Source organism: Natronorubrum halobium (genome assembly GCF_051351675.1).
Taxonomy (GTDB): Archaea; Halobacteriota; Halobacteria; order Halobacteriales; family Natrialbaceae; genus Natronorubrum.
On sequence record NZ_CP195595.1, the window covers coordinates 1,136,288 to 1,154,423 of the forward strand.

The following is an 18,136-nucleotide window of genomic DNA, read 5'->3' on the forward strand; positions in this document are numbered from 1 at the left end:
TTATGACGTGTCTACATCGAGGCCCGACAGCGTCCAATCGTCCTGTATCGTCTCCCCGAAACCGGTTTCCCTCCCGAGATCGCGAGCGAGTAGCGTCCGCGCAGTCGGCCGTGCCATCGTCGAGAGCGGAAACCGCGTATCGGGATAGAACCGGTACCGAATCGGTGTCGGCAGCGTCTCTCCGAACGCGGTGACGTAGTTTTGATTCGGGCAATCGGTCAGTGCTGCCGCTAGTAACTGATTGATCGTCTCCTGTGCTGACGCAATCGCTCGTGGAAGGGTCTCGACGATCCGAAGGTGGTCGTCGACGCGCGAACAGATCAGCGCCGCGATCGGCGTTTCGCCGTCTCGCGTCGCGACGTACGTCGTGTAGCTCCGGGCGGGGTTCTCGAGACGCCACCGGTAAAACTCGGCGGTACGATTCGTGTGGATCCCGTCGGGAAGCGACCGCCGATAGACTGTCTCGAGGACGTCCGCGGGTGGCGTCTCGAATCGGATCACGGCGATCTCCGACGAGGCCTGGGTAACCAACTGATCGCCCGCGAGCTGTGAGCCCGTGACGACGTCGGAGAGGACTGCTGCCACGCCGTCTTCGCCGGCCGAATCGTCGTCATCGCGGGGGAGATCGGACCCGTCGTCCTCGTACGGAAGATCGCGGTACACCCGCCCGCTCGGTCCGTCGTCGCTCGCCACCGTGTCGTCCTCGCCGTCGTCTGTTACCTTCCTCACGCTCTCGACCGGATCCTGTGGCCGGTAGTACGTCGGAACCGTTCCGATCTCCTTCCAGCCGTGGTTGAGGTTTCCCGGCTTGGCCTCCTCGTTCGGGAAGTTGAAACAGAACAACGGCGGGCCGTCGGCGTATCGCTCGAGGGCGTACTCGTTCATACGGCTGAACAGGCCCTGGCCCTGATGTGCGGGGTGGACCATCGTATCACAGGGCTGGAACGCGATCGGCTCGTCGTCGCCGATGCGCATCTCGAGGGCGAAGAACGCTCGGCAGCCGACGAGTTCCCCGTCGGTTTCGGCGACGACGATCGGCACGTGATCGACGTACGGGTTCGCCGTGTACTTCCAGCGGAACCAGTCCGCGCTGCGGTCCTTGTCGAAGACGGTCTCGTACAGCGACAACAGCGCGTCGCGGTCGCTGGATTCGAACGATCGGATCGTATACGACGAGCGCGTAGACGGCGATGTGGATTCTTCCATAGCGGAATATCGTGCTGACAGCGCGAGGGTGGTCGGTCGTTCGATCCGCGTCGGACGTGCTTCTTTCACTCCGGGAACCAAAAGAGCCTGAGCCTGAACACGCAGGATCGGCCGACAGATGGTCCAGTGCAGTATCGACTACGGAAGAGTATCAGCTCTTCTAGCACTCGATTATCGAGGTAGCCGAAGACGCAATCCGAGCGACTTCTCGATGCCGGTCCCCGTCGCCCGCTTACTCCATGTAGCCGAGCCCCTTCAGGCGGTCCTCGACGTCGGTGAAGTCGTCGTCGACCTCCTCGTCGGTACCGCCCTGTGAGACGCCCGTTCGCTCGACCTTCGTCGATGCGGGCGTCGTCTCCTCGTCGAACGCGTCGAAGAGGACGCGACCGTCGGCGTTCTTCGGAACGGGTTTACCGATGCCGTGGAGCAGGGTCGGCGCGATGTCGACGACGCGTGCACCGCGCAGCGTCGCCCCGGAGTCGATCGAGGGGCCGCGACAGAGGACGATGCCCTCCTTGCGGTGACTCGCGTCGTAGTTTCCGGTGTCGCCGGTCGGCTCGTCGGTGAGCGCGTTTCGCGCCTCGTAGACGCCCCGTCCGTTGACGATCAGGTCCGGGGACTCGTCGTCGGTCGGGAACAGCTCGTCGCCGTCGAGCACCTCGAGCATCGGTTCGCCGCCGTCGTCGGTCACCGACTCGAACAGGTCGGTGAGTTCGTCTTTCACCGCCGGGATCTGACTCGGGTCGACGACGCCGCTGTCGAAGCGTTCGGTGTCGTTGACGTACAGGCAGCCGGCGCCGTGGACGAACGCGACGGTCTTCTCGTAGTCGACGTCGTAGAGGGCGTGATCGCCCGGGATCTGTTCGGCCACCGTATCGACGACCGACCGCGGCAGCGTCGAGACGATCTTCTCCTCGGAGATCCCGACCCGCTCGAGCGCGTCCGTGATGCGGTCCCGGGAGATGCCGAGACTCGAGAGCGCACCGCGGGTCCCCTCGTCTTCCTGTCTGAAGAGGTAGCCGTCCTGTTCCAAGATGTGGTTGACGTAGACCAGTTCCTCGATCGGGCCGAAGCCGTGGTCGGAGACGGTGTAGAGGTCGGCGTCGTGCTCGTCCGTGTAGTCCATGACCTCGCCGAGGATCTCGTCGAGTTTCTTGTAGTGTTCCAGCAGCCGATCCATATCCCAGATGAGGTGCTGGAACCGGTCGGGAGCGGTGAAGACGAAGAAGAACAGCCCCCAGTCGTCGCCGGCTTTGTCCATCTGGAGCCGCATCAGCTCGCGCCGGCTCTCGAGCATGTCGTCGACTGCGATCTCGAACTCGTCGAGTCGGTCCGCGTAGTCGGGGTAGTCGAGGCTGATATCGTAGTCGGGAATGCGCGAGTCGATCTCGTCTTTGAGTTCCGGCGGATGCGTGTACTCCTTGTCGGTCGACGGCGTCATCATCCCGGTGACCATCGTGCCGTCGATATCCTGGGCCGGATACGTCATCGGGACGTTGCCGACGTGGGCCGGCGAGAGCTGCTCCCAGAGCGTCGGTTGTTTCATATCGTAACTGGTGTACATCTCGTGCGTGTAGTTCGACGAGAGGTTCTGGAAGCCGTAGAGGCCGTGTTTGTCGGGCCAGACGCCCGTCGCGATCGTCGGCCACGCGAGCGGCGTCGTCGCCGGCTGGGTGCTCTCGAGGGTTCCGGACGCCCCTTCTTCGCGCATCCGGGCGAAATTGGGGAGTTCGCCCTCGTCGCTCCATTGTTCGATGAGTCTCCACGGTACGCCGTCGAACCCGAGCACGAATGCGCGCTCGGCTGTCGGGGAAGACCTGCTCATGATTGATTATCTGAGACGTCAGGGACGCCTGCTGTCCGTGAGGTTACCGGTTGTCGGCTTTGTTATGGGGAGATTTCACCCGGAGTCGGGACGATGGCCGGTGAATTCAATCGATTTGTTGTCGAATGTGGGTTCCCGTCGCGTGCCCGTTCACCGCGCCTATACTCGGTCACTACGCGCCGGCAGGCATCGCGTCAGCACGCACAGGGGATCCATAACAAAACTATCCGATGGGTAGCAATGACGTATGAGACGGATCCAATGGGCGTCCCCCGGTGGTGGGTATCGTGGGTAGCGTCGTGCTCTCCCTCGACGCCGAACTCGGCTGGGGCTTTCACGATCTCGAGGACCCGCCGGACGAACGGGTCGAATCGGGCCGCCGCGGCTGGAACGTCATGCTCGAACTCCTCGACGAGTTCGACGTCCCCGCGACGTGGGCCGTCGTCGGCCACCTCATGCTCGAGGACTGCGACGGAACGCACGCCGACCACCCGGCCCCGCCGGGCTGGTTCGAACGCGAACGCGGCTCGTGGCGCGACCGCGAGGACCTGCGGTTCGGCCCCGACCTCGTCACCGATCTCCTCGAGGCCGACGCCGACCACGAGTTCGCCAGTCACACCTTCTCCCACGTTCTCTTCGGCGGGGCGGAGACGGATCGCGAACTGGCCGACGCCGAACTCGCGCGCGCGACCGAGATCGCCGCCGAGTGGGACCAGTCGATCGACTCGTTCGTCTATCCGCGCAACGACGTGGACCACCGAGACGTTCTCGCAGACTACGGGATCTCCGCCTATCGCGGCAAGTCCCCCACCAGAGACGGGGTTCGCGGGGTCTTCGATTCGACGCTCCGAGATCACTCGATGCTCGTCGAGCCCGAAATCGACGAGTACGGGCTGGTCAACGTTCCGGCCTCGATGTTCCTCTTCGGATTCGAGGGGCCGGCGCGGACCGTCGCCGAGTCGGTCTGGACCGACCCCATGCTCGAACTGGCTCGCCGCGGCATCGACGACGCGGTCGACTCCGACGGCGTCTTTCACATGTGGCTCCACCCGAACAACCTGACGAGCGAACGGGACGACCGTCGGATGCGCTCGATCCTCTCGTACCTCGAGCGGAAACGCTCGTCGACGGATCTCGCGGTCGAAACGATGTCCGACGTCGCTCGACGGCTCCAGGGATCTCGGGGAGCCGGCGTTACGAATCAGGTCGATGGTCAGATACCGGCGAGCAGTAACTGACCGCTAACTCGCCCCCGGCGACCGTTGTTCTTGCCCGAACTAACCGCTACCGCTGCAAATCGAGCGCCTACCGGCGGATCGAATGCACGTGCTACCGTTCGCTTCTCGTGGGTATGGCGACGATAACAAAGCCCGCTGCTGGTCCGTTTTCGACCGAATGGCTCCACCCTTTCTCGACCGGTGGTCCGACTCGAGCGCGCTGGAACTCGGCGTGCTCGGCGTCGGAAACATCGGCATGGTACACCTGAAATCGGCGCTCGCGATGCCCGACGTCGACGTCGTCGCGGCCGCCGACGCAGTGCCGGCGAACCGCGATCGGGCCGAGAGCGCCGGCGTAGCCCGAACGTACGACGACTACACGACGTTGCTCGAACACGAGGACCTCGACGCGGCGGTGGTCGCGTTACCGCCGTTCCTCCACGCCGACGCGGTCGAGTGCGCCGCCGAGGCCGGCGTCGACGTCTTCGTCGAGAAACCCCTCGCCCGAACGGCCGAGGAGGCCGAGGCGATGCTCGAGACCGCTCGCGAGGCGAACATCGCGCTCGGCGTCGACCACACGCTTCGATACCAGCCGGATATGGCGGGCGTCAAGGAGGCGTACGACGAGGGCAGCGTCGGGCACGTTCCCTACGCCTCGATCACGCGGCTCAACGATCACCCGCTCGGAAAGCCGCCCGCAGACGAGGCCCCGCCGGCCTGGCCGATGGATCCCGACGCCGCCGGCGGCGGCTCGCTCATCGAACTCGGCGTCCACTGTTTCGACCTCCTCGAGTGGCTGTTCGGCGACCTCGAGGTACAGGACGCGACGATGGGCAAAACGCTCAACATTCCGGCCGAGGACGCGGCAACGGTGTTACTTCGCGCGCCGGAGACGGAAACGACGATCAACCTCCACTGCGGGACCTACCAGTGGGAACAGCTGCCGGAAGTCAACACCCGACTGCGACTCGAGGGCGTCACGGGAACGATCAGTAACGAGGATCACATGCCCGGGAACTTCTACGCGGGCGCGGCCAAATCCGCGCTGTCGAACGTCGCGAGCCGATTCACCGGCGGCGAACCGGACGTCTTCGGCCCGACGTTCTACCTGCAGGCCCACTACGACGCGCTGGAAGACTTCTGTGACGCGATCCGCGAGGACGAAGCGCCGCCGGTCGGCGGCGAACTCGGCCTGCGAACGCTCGAGTTGGCCGAAACCGCGTACGAACTCGCGGCCGAGAGCGACGGTGCCGAGCTCGAGCCGCCGGAGGTGATGACGTGAGCGTTCACGTCACCGGCGTCGACGCCACCGACCGACGCGGCGGCTGGAGAACCGACGCCGACGCGCGACTCGCGACGCTCGAGTCGCCGGTTCGGTCCGTCCTCGAGCCCTACGTCAGTTCGCTCACCGCGACGGATCGGATCACGGTCGTTCCCGACGCGCACTACCCGTTCCACCCGTCGACGGGGATGGTCACCGACCCCGCCGTCGTCGGCTCGATCGCCGACCACCTCGAGGGCTGGACCGAGGCCGACGTCGCCGTCGCCGGGGCGAGCGACGACCGCATCGCGTTCGACCGGACCGCCGAGTATCTGAGCTACCCCGACATCGCCGAGCGCTTCGGCGCCGAGATCGTCGATCTGGCGGACGAATCGCGGCGCAACACCGTCGTCACCGTCGACGACGATCGGCTGTCGGTATCGGTTCCGGAACGGCTCCTCGAGAGCACCGTCGTGGTCGTGCCGACGCTGCGCCCGACCGAATCGGGGCCGGTCGCCGGCGGGATGCGAACGCTCGGCCGACTCGCGTCGAGCGCGGCCGATGCGGCCTCGACCGCCGTCGCAGCGGCGCGGGCCGTCGAGCCCGCCCTCTCGGTGCTGGACGCGACGACCGCTTTCGGCGGCGACCCGGTCGCGGCGGACGCCCTGTTCGCCGGCCCGACGCCTCAGATCGACGCGATCGGCTCGTCGCTGCTCGAGCGATCGATCGAGGAGGACCCCGTGCTCAGGTCGGTCTTCGGGGCGGAGGATCCGTCGATCACCGCCGAAAACGTCGGCGGATCCGGTCCCGACGTCGATCTCACGTCGCTCAGACGTAGGCTCTCCGGCGGCGAGTTGCCGCCGCGGGACGACACCCATCCCGCCGTGACGACGGCCTACCGACTCTACGCGGCGGTCGCCGGTGACGCCGTGCCGCCGCAACTCGAGAGTGGACGATGACCGGAGCGAAGACCGCAGCCGTCACCGGTGCGACGGGCTTTCTCGGCTCGTTCCTCTGTGAGCGACTGCTCGAGGAAGGCTGGGAGGTTCGCGGGCTTAGCCGCCCCACGTCGGATCGGCCGGATCTCGAGGGGATCGACTGGTACGTCGGTGATCTCTTCGACGACGAGACGCTGGGCGAACTGGTCGACGGCGCGGACACCGTCTTCCATCTCGCCGGAATCGGGCTCTGGAGCGCCGGCCCCGAGACCGTCCACCGGGTCAACGCCGACGGGACCGAGCGCGTCCTCGAGGCCTGCCGCGACGGCGACGTGGGCCGACTCGTCTTCACCAGCACGTCCGGGACGCGCCGGCCGTCGGGTGACGAGGAGTTCGCCGACGAGACGGACGTGGCCGAGCCGATCGGCGCGTACCAGGCCTCGAAGGCGGAGGCCGAGCGGCTGGTCGACGAGTACGCGCGCGCCGGCGGCGACGCCGTCACCGTCCACCCGACCTCGATCTTCGGCCCCGGCGACGAGGAGTTCACCGCGCAGTTGCTGGCGATGGGACTCGAGCCGACGATGCCGGCCTACCTGCCGGGCGGACTGAGCATCGTCGGCGTCTCCGACGTCGTCGACGGCCTGCTCCTGGCCGACGAACGGGGTACCAACGGCGAACACTACATCCTCGGCGGCGAGAACCTCACCTACAATCAGGCGGTCTCCCGGATCGCCCACGCCGTCGACGGCTCGCCCGCCCGAATTCAGGTCCCGGCGATGGCGATCCACGCCGCCGGCCCGGTCGCCGAAGCCGCCAGCGCCGTCGCCGACGTCCGCGTGTTCCCCTTCGACCGACAGATGGCCAAACTCGCCACCCAGCGGATGTTCTATACCTCGAGAAAGGCGGAGCGCGAACTCGGCTACGAGTACCAGCCGATCGAGGCCCATCTGCCGGAGACGATGGCGTGGTATCGGGAGACCGTGCAGTAGCGTCGAACGTCGTTCTGAACCGCTTTCTCACGGCGGATTCTCGGTCGCGTTCAGGATCGACGGATCGTCGGCCTCGAGGGCGTTCCACCAGCACGTGAGTACTGCGAGTGTGACCAGTTCGGGCTCCTCGTGCGTGATGCAGGACTCGCGATGGACGGACGGGTCCTCGGGCGGGTGGAAGTGTTTCTCCGGATATCGCGACTTCGGACGGATCTCCCAGCCGAATCGGAACTCGAGGTCGCGCTCGCTGTAGTGGTACTTGTAGCCGTGGTTGGTCCACCACTGGACGTCGAACCGACTGCTGCCCGCTTCAAATCCGGTGCCGATCGAGAGGCGCAACTCGACGGGGTCGATAGCGTTCGGCACGTACTCCGTGGTCGTCACCAGCCCGTCCAGCCGATCGCGGAAGACGCGTTCGACGGTTTGCAACGCACCCCAGTCGATCGGACCACGCTCCTCAGGCATTCTTTTCGACGGTGCGGTCTTCACCAGTACTCATCGCGTCGACGAGTCGCGTCTCCTTGAACGAAAGCGCCGTCTTCGCGAACGCGAGGTTTCGGCGCGTCGTCTTCCACCGCGAGCGGTCGTCCCATCCCGCCTCGTCGTCCGGCTCCAGACCGTTGACGAGCTCTTCTGGACTCGTCGCTCCGTACTCGTCTTCGAACTCCCGAACCCGCGTTTTCATCTCCCGGATCGCCTGTTCCAGTTCCGCGCGCGAGTGCTCGTCGGCGAGTTGCTGGACGCGCTCGATCCGTCGCCGATCGGGATTGCGTCGGAACTGCGTGGCGTTCCCGGTCTCGTTCGTCGACGCGTGTCCGGACTCGGCTAGGGCGACGAGGTGTTTCCGAGCGGTCGGCTCCGAGACGCGGGCTCGGTCCGCAATCTCGCTCGCACTCTGCCACTCGGTCGTCCGCCCGAGCACCGCGTCGACGCGTTCGAACGCCGTCGTCGCGGCTTTCCACTCCCGTTCGGCGGCGTCGTTTACGTCACCCTGGGCGTCCGTCCCCGGAAACGGGTCGATATCGGACTCCTGCGGGTCGCTCCGGTCCATACGAACCCCCTACACGCTGTGGAAAAATAGCTTTTGGGACGGAAACTATACTTTGCTATACGCGCGGTGTCCGTCACTCTCGAGCGATCACTCGATCTGTGGCGCATCCCGTACCCGTTGCGCCGGTTTGCCGGCGACTCGTTCGTAAACCTCGAGTATCTGCTCCGTCGTTCGCTTGATGCTCACCTCTTTTGCGGCTTCGCGGCCGTTCGAGCGCTCGCCGCGCTCGAGGACGTCCATCAGCCCCGTGATCAGCTCCTCGTCGTTGTTCGCGACCCAGGAGGGTTCGACGCTGGCCAGTCGCTCACGGACGTCGCCGACGTCGACGGCGACGACGGGCAGGTTGCAGGCCATCGCCTCCTTGACCGAGTTGGGCGACCCCTCGCTGTGGGAGGTCAACAGGAGGGCGTCCGCGGCGTTCATGTAGTCCGGGACGGTGTCGTGATCGACGCCGTAGACGCTCCGGAGTTCGACCGGCCGGTCGAGCAAGTTGTCGGCCGCATTGACGATCCGACGCGCTCGCGGGTAGTTCTTGACCTCCCGTTCGGGCGGGTACGGGAACAGCACCTGGTAGGCGTCGCCGGCGTCGTCCCACCCGATGCGCTCGCGCGCACGTTCCTGTGGTTCCGGCTGGAACTGCTCGAGGTCGACCCCGTCGGGGATCACTCGAGCGTCCCGGCCGAGTTCGTCGCGCATCTCCTCGGACATGACGACGACTTCCTCGCACAGCGGCGCACAGAGGCTGCTGATTGGTTTGACGGGTCCGTGCACGTCCGACCCCCACAGCGACAGCACGACCGGCGTTCCGAACTGGGCGAGCGCCATCGGCCCCATCAGCCCGTAGTGGGCGTGGATCAGGTCGTAGCCGTTGCTCGACTCGCTGATGACCTTCGGGAGGGTCCGGAGGTAGTCTCCCGGTCCGCGTGCGGTCGTCGCGTCCACGTCACCCGACACCGACAGCGTTGTAAAGGAGACGCCGCGGCGCTCGAGTTCGGCCATCTGCTTGTTCATGAACGGTGCGTCGGCGCTGTTCGTGAGGGTGAGGACGTGCATTGCCGACTGACTGTGGGCTACCAGCGGCCGGTGTTTTGTTATAGAGCGAACAGCGAGCGTACGGCGAGACGCAATCACCGACTATCTCCGTTTCAGTTCCTGAGAACGGCGTTGCCGGACGCCCAACTCCGAGTTTTCTTCACGTACTCTTATACGTTCGATCGATCCGCCATCGACCGGTAGTTCCGACGAGAGCGAATGCTGTGTCCGCTGCACATCCGTTCTGTGGCCGCTGTGGAGCCGTCGTGGCTTCGTCGACTAATCCCGGAGATACTCGTACTCGTCCGCTCCGGAATCGGTATTCGGTGACTGACTCGAGCTGCGTCGTCAGATATCGGTCGTAGACGGTCGCTGGTGGACGGTTCACGGCCGTTTCTCTGTCGGTGCGATCGCACTCGACGGACGCGACCGCTCCGCTCGATCGATCGTATCGGGTAGCTGTACGATTACAATGGGTCAGAGTCGAATACAGTCTCCCGATGCGGATCCTCGTCTTTGCCAATACGCCTGCACACGTCCACCTGTATCGACACACCGTCGACCGTCTCGAGGACGCAGGACACGACGTGCGCGTCCTGACCAGGGAGTACGCCTGTACCACGGACCTACTCGAGTTCTTCGATATGCCGTATCGGGTCTACGGCGGGCACGGGACCGATCGCTACTCGAAGCTCCGGTTCGCCCGCGAACTCGGGGGCCAGATGGTGATGATCGGTCGCGAGGCCCGTCGGTTCGATCCGGACGTGGTTTTCGGCCGCGGGCCGTACGCGGCCTACGCAGGGACGCTCACGCGCACGCCGGTCGTCCTCGTCCTCGACGACGAGCCGGGTGATTTCAACTACGCCGTCTCGCGACCCTTTGCCGACTGTATCCTCTCGCCGGCGGTCACCCGCCGCGACCTCGGCGACGCCCACTACACCTTCGAGGGATTCAAAGAGTGTGCGTACCTCCATCCCGACGTCTTCGAGCGGGACGCGGGCGTCCGGGAGTATCTCTGCGTCGACCCGGACGAACCGTACGTGCTCGTCCGGTTCAACGCGCTCGACGCGCTCCACGACGCCGACCTCGAGGGGTTCAGACCGGAGCAGCGCCGCGACCTGATCGAACGACTGAGCGAGCACGCGACCGTCTTCGTCTCCGACGAGGGCGACGACACGGACGTCCACGACCTCCCCGCCCGATCGTACGACCTCCACCCCGCACTGATCCACGACGCGATGGCCGAGGCGTCGCTGCTGGTGGCGGATACGGGAACGATGGCCACCGAGGCGGCGCTGCTGGGGACGCCCGCTTTCCGGTACCGCGGGACCGACGACCACGAGTACGGCGAGTTCCAGGAACTCGAGCGCGCCGGCCTCGCCGAACAGTTCGACGAGTACGACACGGTTCGCGCCCGCTCGCTCGAGGTCGTCGCGGACGACGGCGCCGCGGAACGTTGGCAACGGCGACGCGAGGAGTACGTCGCGGACCTGGTGAACCTGTCCGATCTCCTGGTCGAGGTCGCCGAATCTCGCGGCGCCGTCGACGGACTCAGTTCGTCGATGCGGGGGTCGTTACAGGCGAAGGGGCGCGAACAGCCGCAGTTCTAACACTGGCTTCACACCCCGCGCGGAAACGAGCGAGCGTCGTTCGGGACGACAGAACTGTCTCGTGATCGAGCGGTCCCATTGGTTTCGCCGACTTCGTGGAACGCCTCTTCGCAGTCACGAAAGACGCATCGCGTCTTTCGAAATCGTTCGACGACAGGACAGGGGAGACTAACGAGTCCTGTGGGAATCTTTTTGATTGTTCCCGCAATAATAGTGACTACAATGAGCAAAACAGCGGAGGCCGACGATAGAGGGCGAATCGTCATTCCCCGCGAGATCCGAGAGAAACACGGTGATCGATACCGTGTCGTCGAACTCGAAGACCGGGTCGAGCTGATCCCGCTCAAAGATGACCCTATCGAGGGGCTCCGTGATGCCGTCGGTGACGCGTTCGACGACAAACCAATCGAGGAAATCAAGCGAGAGTCGCGCGAGGCCGCTCGAGAAGACGCTATAGACGACGTAACTGAGTAAGATAGTGATGATCTATGCCGATACGGACTTCTTTATCGCACTGGTCAAAGACGACGATTGGCTCCAGCGTAGCGCAGCCGAGATCGCTCTCGAGAACGAGGGGCAAATCTATACCTCGCGGGCGACGCTGCTCGAACTTCTCGTGATTTCGAATCGGTTCGAGTTCGATCGGATGGAGGCGATCACCTACGCACTCGAGCTCGCAGCGGCCCCCGAAGACGAAGACGTTCTGTTCCAGGCAGCGGACTACATGGAACAGGATGGACTCACCGCGTTCGATGCGTATCACGCCGCCTACGCGGACGAAGACCCGATCATTTCGTCGGATAAATCGTTCGACGATATTACGGACGATCGTATTGCGATCGAAGAGAACGGGACCGAGTGACCGATTCCAACGCATCTACAGCGTGACGGGGACGTGTACGAGGTTGTATTTCCAGGCGAATGGACGGACTCGACCGTTCAGTACGTCCCTGTAGCCTCCGGTCCGTTCGTTGGAACCGTCTACATACGAATCTCAACGGAATCACCGCTCTCTAGGCGCGACTGTCTCGACGATCCCCGCTACAACGTATTCGTTCAGATCGCGTCTCGTCCGCCTCGAGCGACCATCCACCGAGACACCGTCTACATCGATCCACCCGGGCCGCTCGAGTGACCGATTCGGACGCTGGATAGGCTCCCGGCAACGGCAAGTGCGGTATGTATCCGCCCGTCCGTTGAACGTTCAGGTCATGTATCAGGATCTGTTGCTCGCGACGGACGGCACCGACGGTGCTCGGCAGGCGACGGAGCACGCGATCGAACTCGCCGACCGGCTCGGAGCCACGCTTCACATCGTTTCGGTGTCCGAGGACGGTCCGCACAGTACGGAGAAAAAGGACGAGATGCGCTCGGATCCGGAAGGAGAAGCCGTAGAGGCCCTCGAGGAGGCCGAACGGTCCGCGGTCCAGCGCGACCTCGAGGTGACGACGACCGTCCGCCACGGCGTTCCCCAGGAGGAGATCGTCGACGTCGCCGAGGTGAACGCGATCGATATGATCGTCATCGGAACCGAGGGCCGGACCGGGCTCGATCACCTGGTCGTCGGCAGCGTCGCCGAGGAGGTCGTCCGAAACGCGCCGGTTCCGGTCGTTACCGTCCGAGATCGGACGGAGTGACCTGCGCTCGTCTCGACGGTGTCGTCCGGACCGCAGGGCCGTCCTAATCGGCTACTACTCGCGGATACGCGATCGATAATTAACCGTTGAGGAAGTGTGTCACGTTCTATCGTGTTCCGTCGGTTCGCGACGTTCCGCGGTCGATCCTCGACGGATCGACTGCACTGTCGTTCGCCGCCCGTCTCCCGCTACGGCCGCCTGACTCGGACCCGAACGGAGGTGGTCTGCCGGTGAGCGACGGCACCGCAACCGTCGTCGGCGACGTCCTCCGGGTGCTCGTGGTCGGCGACTCGCGGCCGATCGACGCCGCGATGGATGCACTCTCCTCGCAGTTCGATTCGATCTCGCTCGTCAGGGAGCGTTCGGTCTCGAGCGGGCTCGACCGACTCGCGCACCTCGACATTCACTGCGTCGTCTGCCCGCTCGAGAGCGGTTCGACCGACTCGTCGATCGAGCGAATCCGTGACAGGAACGACGAGTTACCGGTCGTCGCCGTGATCGAGGAGCCGTCGGCCGACGACGGCACCGTCGAGACGGCACTCGAGGCGGGTGCGACCGACGTCGTCGACGCCGGGGATCCCGGGTCGCTCGTCGCCGCTCGAGTCAGGAACGCGGCCGAGCGCTACCGGCTCGAGACCGCGTCCGCCCGCCGCGACCGATCCATCCTCGAGCGTTCGGACGCGCTCGTCTGGGTGATCGACGAGTCGGCGACGATCGAGTACGCCAGTGCGGCCGTCGAGCCGCGTCTGGGCTACACGCCGGACGAACTCGAGCGGACGCCGCTCACTCAGCTCGTCCATCCGGACGACCGCGAGACGCTCACCGAGGTGTTCGACGGCGTGTCGGCGGCCCCGTTCGGAACGACCGACCGCGTCGCCGTTCGGCTCGGCCACGCCGACGGCACCTGGCGCGCCTACGAGCTGACGTGCAGCAACCGCCTCGCGGATCCGCTGGTCGGCGGCGTCGTGCTCACGCTCTCGGAGACGGCGCCTAATGGAGTTGAGGCCGGCGTTCGGCCGGCGCTCGAGCGCCTCGAGGAGCCGCTGTTCGCGCTCGGGCCGCAGTGGGAGCTTCGGTACGCGAATGCGGCCGCCGAACGGCTGTTCGACGCGGACCGCTCCGCATCGCCCGGCACCGTCGTCTGGGATCTCCTCGACGACGCCGTTCGTAGCGTGTTCTACGAGCGCTTCCTCGAAGCCGCTGCGTCGGACGCGGTCGTCGAGTTCGAGGCCGCGTACCCGTCGCTCGAGACGCGGCTCGCGGTCTCCGTCTACCCCGGTGAGGACGGTGTCACGGTGCACGCACGCGAGGCACCCGACTCCGAAGCCGTCGCCATCGATCGGGATCGATTCGACCTGCTCGAGTCCGTCGTCGACGCGCTCGACGACGGGATCGCCGTTCTCGAGGGTTCGGCGATTCGGTTCGCCAACGCGGCCCTGCTCGAGTCCACCGACGCGGCGACGCTCGTCGGCCGGGAACTGGACGACGTCTTCGACGACGACCTCGCGAGGGCGATTGCGGACCGCGCGCGCTCGTCGGTCGTCCGCTGGATGGAGCCCGCGACCGGGAGGCTCGTGTCGGGTGACGATGCGCTCGCCGTCGACGTGTTCGTCACGCCGCTGCCAGGTGACGATCGAACGCTCTGTGTCGTCCGTGACAGAGAGCGATCCGCCGCCGGTGCGCTGTCGACCATCGACCGGTCGATCGAGACGATGCGCGACGCCGAGAGCCGCCCCGCCGTTCGTCAGGCGGCCGTCGACGCGGTCCTCGAGTGTACCGACGCCGACCTCGCGGGCTGGTATCTCGTCGAGGACGATCTCCTCAGACCGGCGGCGGTCGCCACGGCGGCCGCGAGTTCGCCGGTCGAACTCCTGTCGATCGATCGCGATCAGGCCGACCTGCGCGATCTGCTGGACGGTCTCGAGGCCGATACGGTCGCGAGCGGTGGAGACGTGACGACCGTCTTCGACCGATCGGAACTCGAACCGCTCTTCGCGCAGACGGGGATCCGCGCCGAGCGAATTCTCGCGGTTCCGATCGCCGATCACGGCGTCGTGCTCGCGACCAGCACCGATCCGATGGCGTTCGAGGGCGGCAGTCGGACGCCGCTCGCGGTCGTCGCGCGGGCGGCTGCGACCACGCTCGAGTCGCTCGATCACGGTTCGACGATCCGGTCGTCGCTGGCCGAACTCGACCGGCTCGAGGCCGTGGTGAATCGGTGTCGCTGCCTGCGCGAGATCGAACGCACGGTACTCGCCGGCGACACCCGCGATGAGATCGAGCAATCACTCTGTGACGCCCTCGTTTCGCTTCCGTTCGCGGAGACGCCGGGAACGATCGAACTGGCCTGGATCGGCCACGTCGATACCGGTTCCGAGCGGATCACGCCGGATTCGTGGGCCGGCCGAAACGGCGCGTACCTCGAGTCGGTTTCGGTGCCGATGACGAGCGAGGACCCCGACCATCCGACGGCGATAGCTGCGACGACGCTCGAATCGGCGGCCGTCGCCGACATCGGTACCGGTACCATCACGCAGCAGGATCGAGAGTGGCGAGAACGGGCGACGGAACGCGGTTTCCGGTCCGTTCTGGCCATCCCGCTCGTGACCGAGGAGTTCTGTTACGGAACGCTCACGGTGTTCGCCGATCAGCCGTCCGCGTTCGACGACGTCACCCGGGAGATCTGTACCCACCTCGCGGCCGTCGCCAGTTACGCGATCGCCGCCGTCGAACGGAAACGCGCGCTGCTGGCCGAGCGGCTAACCGAACTCGAGTTGGTCCTCCGGGGCGACGGCGAGCCGCTGTCGGCGCTCGCGCGTCGGCTGGATCGGCGTCTCGACGTGCAGGCGGTAATCCCCCGTTCATCCGGTGGATCGACCGTGTACTGTACCGCGTCGGCGGTCGACGACGCGTCGATTCGGGCCGCCGTCGACGCCGTCTCCGGGGTCGAATCGGGACGGCTCGTCGGCGATCGGGCCGACGACTCGCTGCTCGAGTTCGTCCTCGCGGCGTCGTCCGTCGCGGAACCGTTCGCGAACCACGGCGGGACGCTGCGCTCGGTCACGCCGGCCGACGATCGGACGCGGTTCGTCGTCGAACTCCCCAGCACCGTCGACGTCCGCTCGTTCGTCGGGATGGTCGAGCGGAGGTACGCCGGGGCGGAACTGGTCGCCCGACGCGAGCGGGACCGCTCCGCCAGATCCGCCCGTCCGTTCGACGCCGAACTGCGCAGTCGGCTCTCGGAGCGCCAGCTTCGGACCCTCGAGACGGCGTACTACAGCGGCTTCTTCGAGTGGCCGCGCGAGAGCACCGGCGAGGCGGTGGCCGACTCGCTGGGCGTCTCGCAGCCGACGTTCAGCCGCCACCTGCGGCTCGCCCAAGACAAACTGTTCGCGTTGCTGTTCGACGAGCGCGGCGACGACGGCGATCAGTGACCTCGTCTGGTCGTGTCGTCGGTTCGACTCCCGAGTTCGACGGTGTGACTCCCGAATTCGACTGTTCGAGCCGACGCCGCGGCCCGTACACTCGGCCGATCGAACCGAGTAGTGTCTCCTTACCGCGCTGAACCGCCGATGCAATGCGCTGTAAGACGGTATTTCTTTTCCGGAAAAATAGGCTGGACGAACGACGGGTGAATACATATAGCGGGTTCGAGGCGGTTCGATTTCCTGTATAGCGTCTACCACCATGTACTCGCGGTCGAATTTGACTGACAATGAGTGAGTTCGTGGTAACGAGGAATTACAGCCGCCATCTGCCCGGATGGGGGATCCACCTGTGAGCATCGAGAGTACGGAGTTCGAACACGAGGGAGCCGGCGTCCGATCGCAGGCCGACGGCGGAATCGTCACCCAGCTCCGCCTCGATCACTCGTCGCTGTTCCTGCGGCCGACGCTGCGTCGCGCGCCCGACGTCACCGTCGAACCGGAGTACTGGACGACCGTCGGGACGGGCCGAACGCTCGTCTTCTGCAGCGTGTTCGGCGACTCCTTCGACAGCTTCGAGACCGCCCTCGAGATGGACCCGACGATCAGCGAGCCGATTCTCGCCGACCGCTACCCCGACCGGCGCGTCTATCGGGTCGAACTCACCGACCGAGCGATTCCCTTCATCGCCCAGACGGCGGAATCCGACGGTCGACTGCTGGAACTCTCGAGTTCGCGCGACGGCTGGCTCGTCCAGCTCCAGTTCCCCGGTCGGGACAACCTCGTCGCGTTCAACGACTACTGCCGCGAGCGCGACATCTCGGTGACGGTCGATCACCTGCGCGTGTCGGACGACGAGGACGACGGCGTGGTCGCCCTCACGGAGAAACAGCAGGAACTGCTCGCGGTCGCCTACGACGAGGGCTACTTCGACGTCCCCCGCGGCATCTCCCAGGACGAACTGGCCGACCGACTGGGCGTCTCGAAGTCGGCGGTCTCCCAGCGGCTCCGCCGAGCGATCGGCGAACTCTGTGCGTCGAAGCTGTGCTGACTGTCCTGCTATCGATTCGAATATTCTGCAGTCGGTTCGTCGGCACCACGTTGCCGTCAGTCGCGATTCGATGTGTCGTACGAGGTTGGAGTCCAGACGAAGCGTCTCCCAGTACTGTTCTGACATTCGGTTCGTCCCTGATTTTCCTCGCGGACATCACTCGAGTCACCACCGGTGATCTGATCGACGTTCGGATCGAACTCGCCGACGAGACGTTCGAGGAACCCTCCGAAATCACCTGTACTCCGGAAGACAACGCCGACAACGACCTGTCCGTTCGAATCTAGCAAGCGGACCGTCGCCACTACGACATGCGGTTCGAGGGGAGTGAGTGCGAACTATCCCGCTTCACTGTGGGTCTCTCGTCGGGATCTCTCGATGTCGACTGGTCGGTACGGTATGCTCTACGGGGCCGTGATCCTCACGAAGTAAAAGAACGAAATACGGCGTCACGAGCCGCTCCAGCCGGGTAGCGAGCGTCGTCACCCTCGGTCACGGACGGCTACGTCCGGTGCCGGTCGGTTACTCGTCTTCCTCGTCCGGATCGTCTTTCATCGCGTCGAGCTGGGAGACGAGTTCGTCGGTCGAGGCGTCGGACTCGAATGACATTTTCCCGTCGTGATCGTTCTCGTGAACGTTGACGGCCTCTACGTCGTCCTCGTCGTCGGCCGTCTGCTGCTGTTGTTCGGATTCGTCGTAGCTACCAAAACCCATACCCTAGCTTTTGCAGTGACCGCCAAAGGTGTGCCGGTTCGCCGGGCACTCATCTGCGCGCATTCTTCGATGCTGATATATTCGACTCGGCTCGAGGGAACGTCGTTTCCGGACGGCCCCCGAGGCCGTCCCCGCATGCGGTCTGGACCGGAACCGTGGTGTGCTCGAGTCCGGATCGGG

The 18,136-nt window shown here is 65.4% G+C and carries 16 protein-coding genes; 10 read left to right on the forward strand and 6 right to left on the reverse strand.

Translation table 11 applies throughout. The annotated features are described in order from the left end of the window. Together ACSFC7_RS05555 and ACSFC7_RS05560 are read right to left on the reverse strand one after the other, a co-directional pair. A complete protein-coding gene (locus ACSFC7_RS05555; protein WP_436346755.1) occupies window positions 1-1,206 on the reverse strand; it encodes a GNAT family N-acetyltransferase in 1,206 nt (401 codons plus the stop codon). Between the two features lie 232 nt (window positions 1,207-1,438). Then, window positions 1,439-3,031 (reverse strand): alkaline phosphatase family protein, encoded by a 1,593-nt coding sequence (locus ACSFC7_RS05560; protein WP_436346756.1) that lies wholly within the window; start codon window positions 3,029-3,031, stop codon window positions 1,439-1,441. A 287-nt stretch (window positions 3,032-3,318) separates the two neighbouring features. Between ACSFC7_RS05560 and ACSFC7_RS05565 the strand changes: the two genes are divergently transcribed. The 4 genes from ACSFC7_RS05565 to ACSFC7_RS05580 all read left to right on the forward strand — a co-directional run bounded on the left by ACSFC7_RS05565 (window position 3,319) and on the right by ACSFC7_RS05580 (window position 7,436). Further along, complete coding sequence (locus ACSFC7_RS05565; RefSeq protein ID WP_436346757.1) at window positions 3,319-4,269, forward strand: polysaccharide deacetylase family protein; 951 nt, start codon at window positions 3,319-3,321, stop codon at window positions 4,267-4,269. A gap of 157 nt (window positions 4,270-4,426) precedes the next feature. Further along, on the forward strand, window positions 4,427-5,530 hold the full coding sequence (locus ACSFC7_RS05570) for a Gfo/Idh/MocA family protein (RefSeq protein ID WP_436346758.1): 1,104 nt from the start codon (window positions 4,427-4,429) through the stop codon (window positions 5,528-5,530). Then, a complete protein-coding gene (locus ACSFC7_RS05575; protein WP_436346759.1) occupies window positions 5,527-6,468 on the forward strand; it encodes a DUF362 domain-containing protein in 942 nt (313 codons plus the stop codon). The genes ACSFC7_RS05570 and ACSFC7_RS05575 overlap by 4 nt, the downstream gene beginning before the upstream one ends. Then, window positions 6,465-7,436 carry an NAD-dependent epimerase/dehydratase family protein gene (locus ACSFC7_RS05580; RefSeq protein WP_436346760.1) on the forward strand — a complete coding sequence of 324 codons (972 nt, stop codon included), beginning with the start codon at window positions 6,465-6,467 and terminating at the stop codon, window positions 7,434-7,436. The genes ACSFC7_RS05575 and ACSFC7_RS05580 overlap by 4 nt, the downstream gene beginning before the upstream one ends. Window positions 7,437-7,463: 27 nt before the next feature. Here the strand turns inward: ACSFC7_RS05580 and ACSFC7_RS05585 are convergent, their stop codons facing one another. From ACSFC7_RS05585 to ACSFC7_RS05595, 3 genes are all read right to left on the reverse strand, one after another. Continuing rightward, on the reverse strand, window positions 7,464-7,901 hold the full coding sequence (locus ACSFC7_RS05585) for a hypothetical protein (RefSeq protein ID WP_436346761.1): 438 nt from the start codon (window positions 7,899-7,901) through the stop codon (window positions 7,464-7,466). Beyond that, window positions 7,894-8,487, reverse strand: coding sequence for a winged helix-turn-helix domain-containing protein (locus tag ACSFC7_RS05590; protein WP_436346762.1), 594 nt, complete (start codon window positions 8,485-8,487; stop codon window positions 7,894-7,896). The genes ACSFC7_RS05585 and ACSFC7_RS05590 overlap by 8 nt, the downstream gene beginning before the upstream one ends. 87 nt (window positions 8,488-8,574) lie before the next feature. Continuing rightward, complete coding sequence (locus ACSFC7_RS05595; protein ID WP_436346763.1) at window positions 8,575-9,540, reverse strand: glycosyltransferase; 966 nt, start codon at window positions 9,538-9,540, stop codon at window positions 8,575-8,577. 479 nt (window positions 9,541-10,019) lie between these two features. Here ACSFC7_RS05595 and ACSFC7_RS05600 point away from each other — a divergent pair, with 479 nt between their 5' ends. From ACSFC7_RS05600 to ACSFC7_RS05625, 6 genes are all read left to right on the forward strand, one after another. After that, window positions 10,020-11,129, forward strand: coding sequence for a DUF354 domain-containing protein (locus tag ACSFC7_RS05600; protein ID WP_436346764.1), 1,110 nt, complete (start codon window positions 10,020-10,022; stop codon window positions 11,127-11,129). A gap of 222 nt (window positions 11,130-11,351) precedes the next feature. After that, a complete protein-coding gene (locus ACSFC7_RS05605; RefSeq protein WP_436346765.1) occupies window positions 11,352-11,603 on the forward strand; it encodes an AbrB/MazE/SpoVT family DNA-binding domain-containing protein in 252 nt (83 codons plus the stop codon). A 7-nt stretch (window positions 11,604-11,610) separates the two neighbouring features. Continuing rightward, window positions 11,611-11,991, forward strand: a complete 381-nt coding sequence (locus ACSFC7_RS05610) for a type II toxin-antitoxin system VapC family toxin (RefSeq protein ID WP_436346766.1) — start codon at window positions 11,611-11,613, stop codon at window positions 11,989-11,991. Window positions 11,992-12,340: 349 nt separating this feature from the next. Continuing rightward, on the forward strand, window positions 12,341-12,766 hold the full coding sequence (locus tag ACSFC7_RS05615; protein ID WP_436346767.1) for a universal stress protein: 426 nt from the start codon (window positions 12,341-12,343) through the stop codon (window positions 12,764-12,766). Window positions 12,767-12,996: 230 nt separating this feature from the next. Then, window positions 12,997-16,200 (forward strand): bacterio-opsin activator domain-containing protein, encoded by a 3,204-nt coding sequence (locus ACSFC7_RS05620; protein ID WP_436346768.1) that lies wholly within the window; start codon window positions 12,997-12,999, stop codon window positions 16,198-16,200. A gap of 328 nt (window positions 16,201-16,528) precedes the next feature. Next, on the forward strand, window positions 16,529-17,242 hold the full coding sequence (locus ACSFC7_RS05625) for a helix-turn-helix domain-containing protein (RefSeq protein WP_436346769.1): 714 nt from the start codon (window positions 16,529-16,531) through the stop codon (window positions 17,240-17,242). A 522-nt stretch (window positions 17,243-17,764) separates the two neighbouring features. Here ACSFC7_RS05625 and ACSFC7_RS05630 read toward each other — a convergent pair. Continuing rightward, window positions 17,765-17,956, reverse strand: coding sequence for a DUF5786 family protein (locus ACSFC7_RS05630; RefSeq protein WP_090311430.1), 192 nt, complete (start codon window positions 17,954-17,956; stop codon window positions 17,765-17,767). Window positions 17,957-18,136 lie beyond the last annotated feature (180 nt).

Coding starts and splice junctions, on each gene's coding strand:
- ACSFC7_RS05555 (WP_436346755.1), bottom strand. CDS start 1,206: ATGGAAGAATCCACATCGCCGTCTACGCGCTCGTCGTATACGATCCGA.
- ACSFC7_RS05560 (WP_436346756.1), bottom strand. CDS start 3,031: ATGAGCAGGTCTTCCCCGACAGCCGAGCGCGCATTCGTGCTCGGGTTC.
- ACSFC7_RS05570 (WP_436346758.1), top strand. CDS start 4,427: ATGGCTCCACCCTTTCTCGACCGGTGGTCCGACTCGAGCGCGCTGGAA.
- ACSFC7_RS05580 (WP_436346760.1), top strand. CDS start 6,465: ATGACCGGAGCGAAGACCGCAGCCGTCACCGGTGCGACGGGCTTTCTC.
- ACSFC7_RS05585 (WP_436346761.1), bottom strand. CDS start 7,901: ATGCCTGAGGAGCGTGGTCCGATCGACTGGGGTGCGTTGCAAACCGTC.
- ACSFC7_RS05590 (WP_436346762.1), bottom strand. CDS start 8,487: ATGGACCGGAGCGACCCGCAGGAGTCCGATATCGACCCGTTTCCGGGG.
- ACSFC7_RS05595 (WP_436346763.1), bottom strand. CDS start 9,540: ATGCACGTCCTCACCCTCACGAACAGCGCCGACGCACCGTTCATGAAC.
- ACSFC7_RS05600 (WP_436346764.1), top strand. CDS start 10,020: ATGCGGATCCTCGTCTTTGCCAATACGCCTGCACACGTCCACCTGTAT.
- ACSFC7_RS05605 (WP_436346765.1), top strand. CDS start 11,352: ATGAGCAAAACAGCGGAGGCCGACGATAGAGGGCGAATCGTCATTCCC.
- ACSFC7_RS05610 (WP_436346766.1), top strand. CDS start 11,611: ATGATCTATGCCGATACGGACTTCTTTATCGCACTGGTCAAAGACGAC.
- ACSFC7_RS05615 (WP_436346767.1), top strand. CDS start 12,341: ATGTATCAGGATCTGTTGCTCGCGACGGACGGCACCGACGGTGCTCGG.
- ACSFC7_RS05625 (WP_436346769.1), top strand. CDS start 16,529: ATGGGGGATCCACCTGTGAGCATCGAGAGTACGGAGTTCGAACACGAG.
- ACSFC7_RS05630 (WP_090311430.1), bottom strand. CDS start 17,956: ATGGGTTTTGGTAGCTACGACGAATCCGAACAACAGCAGCAGACGGCC.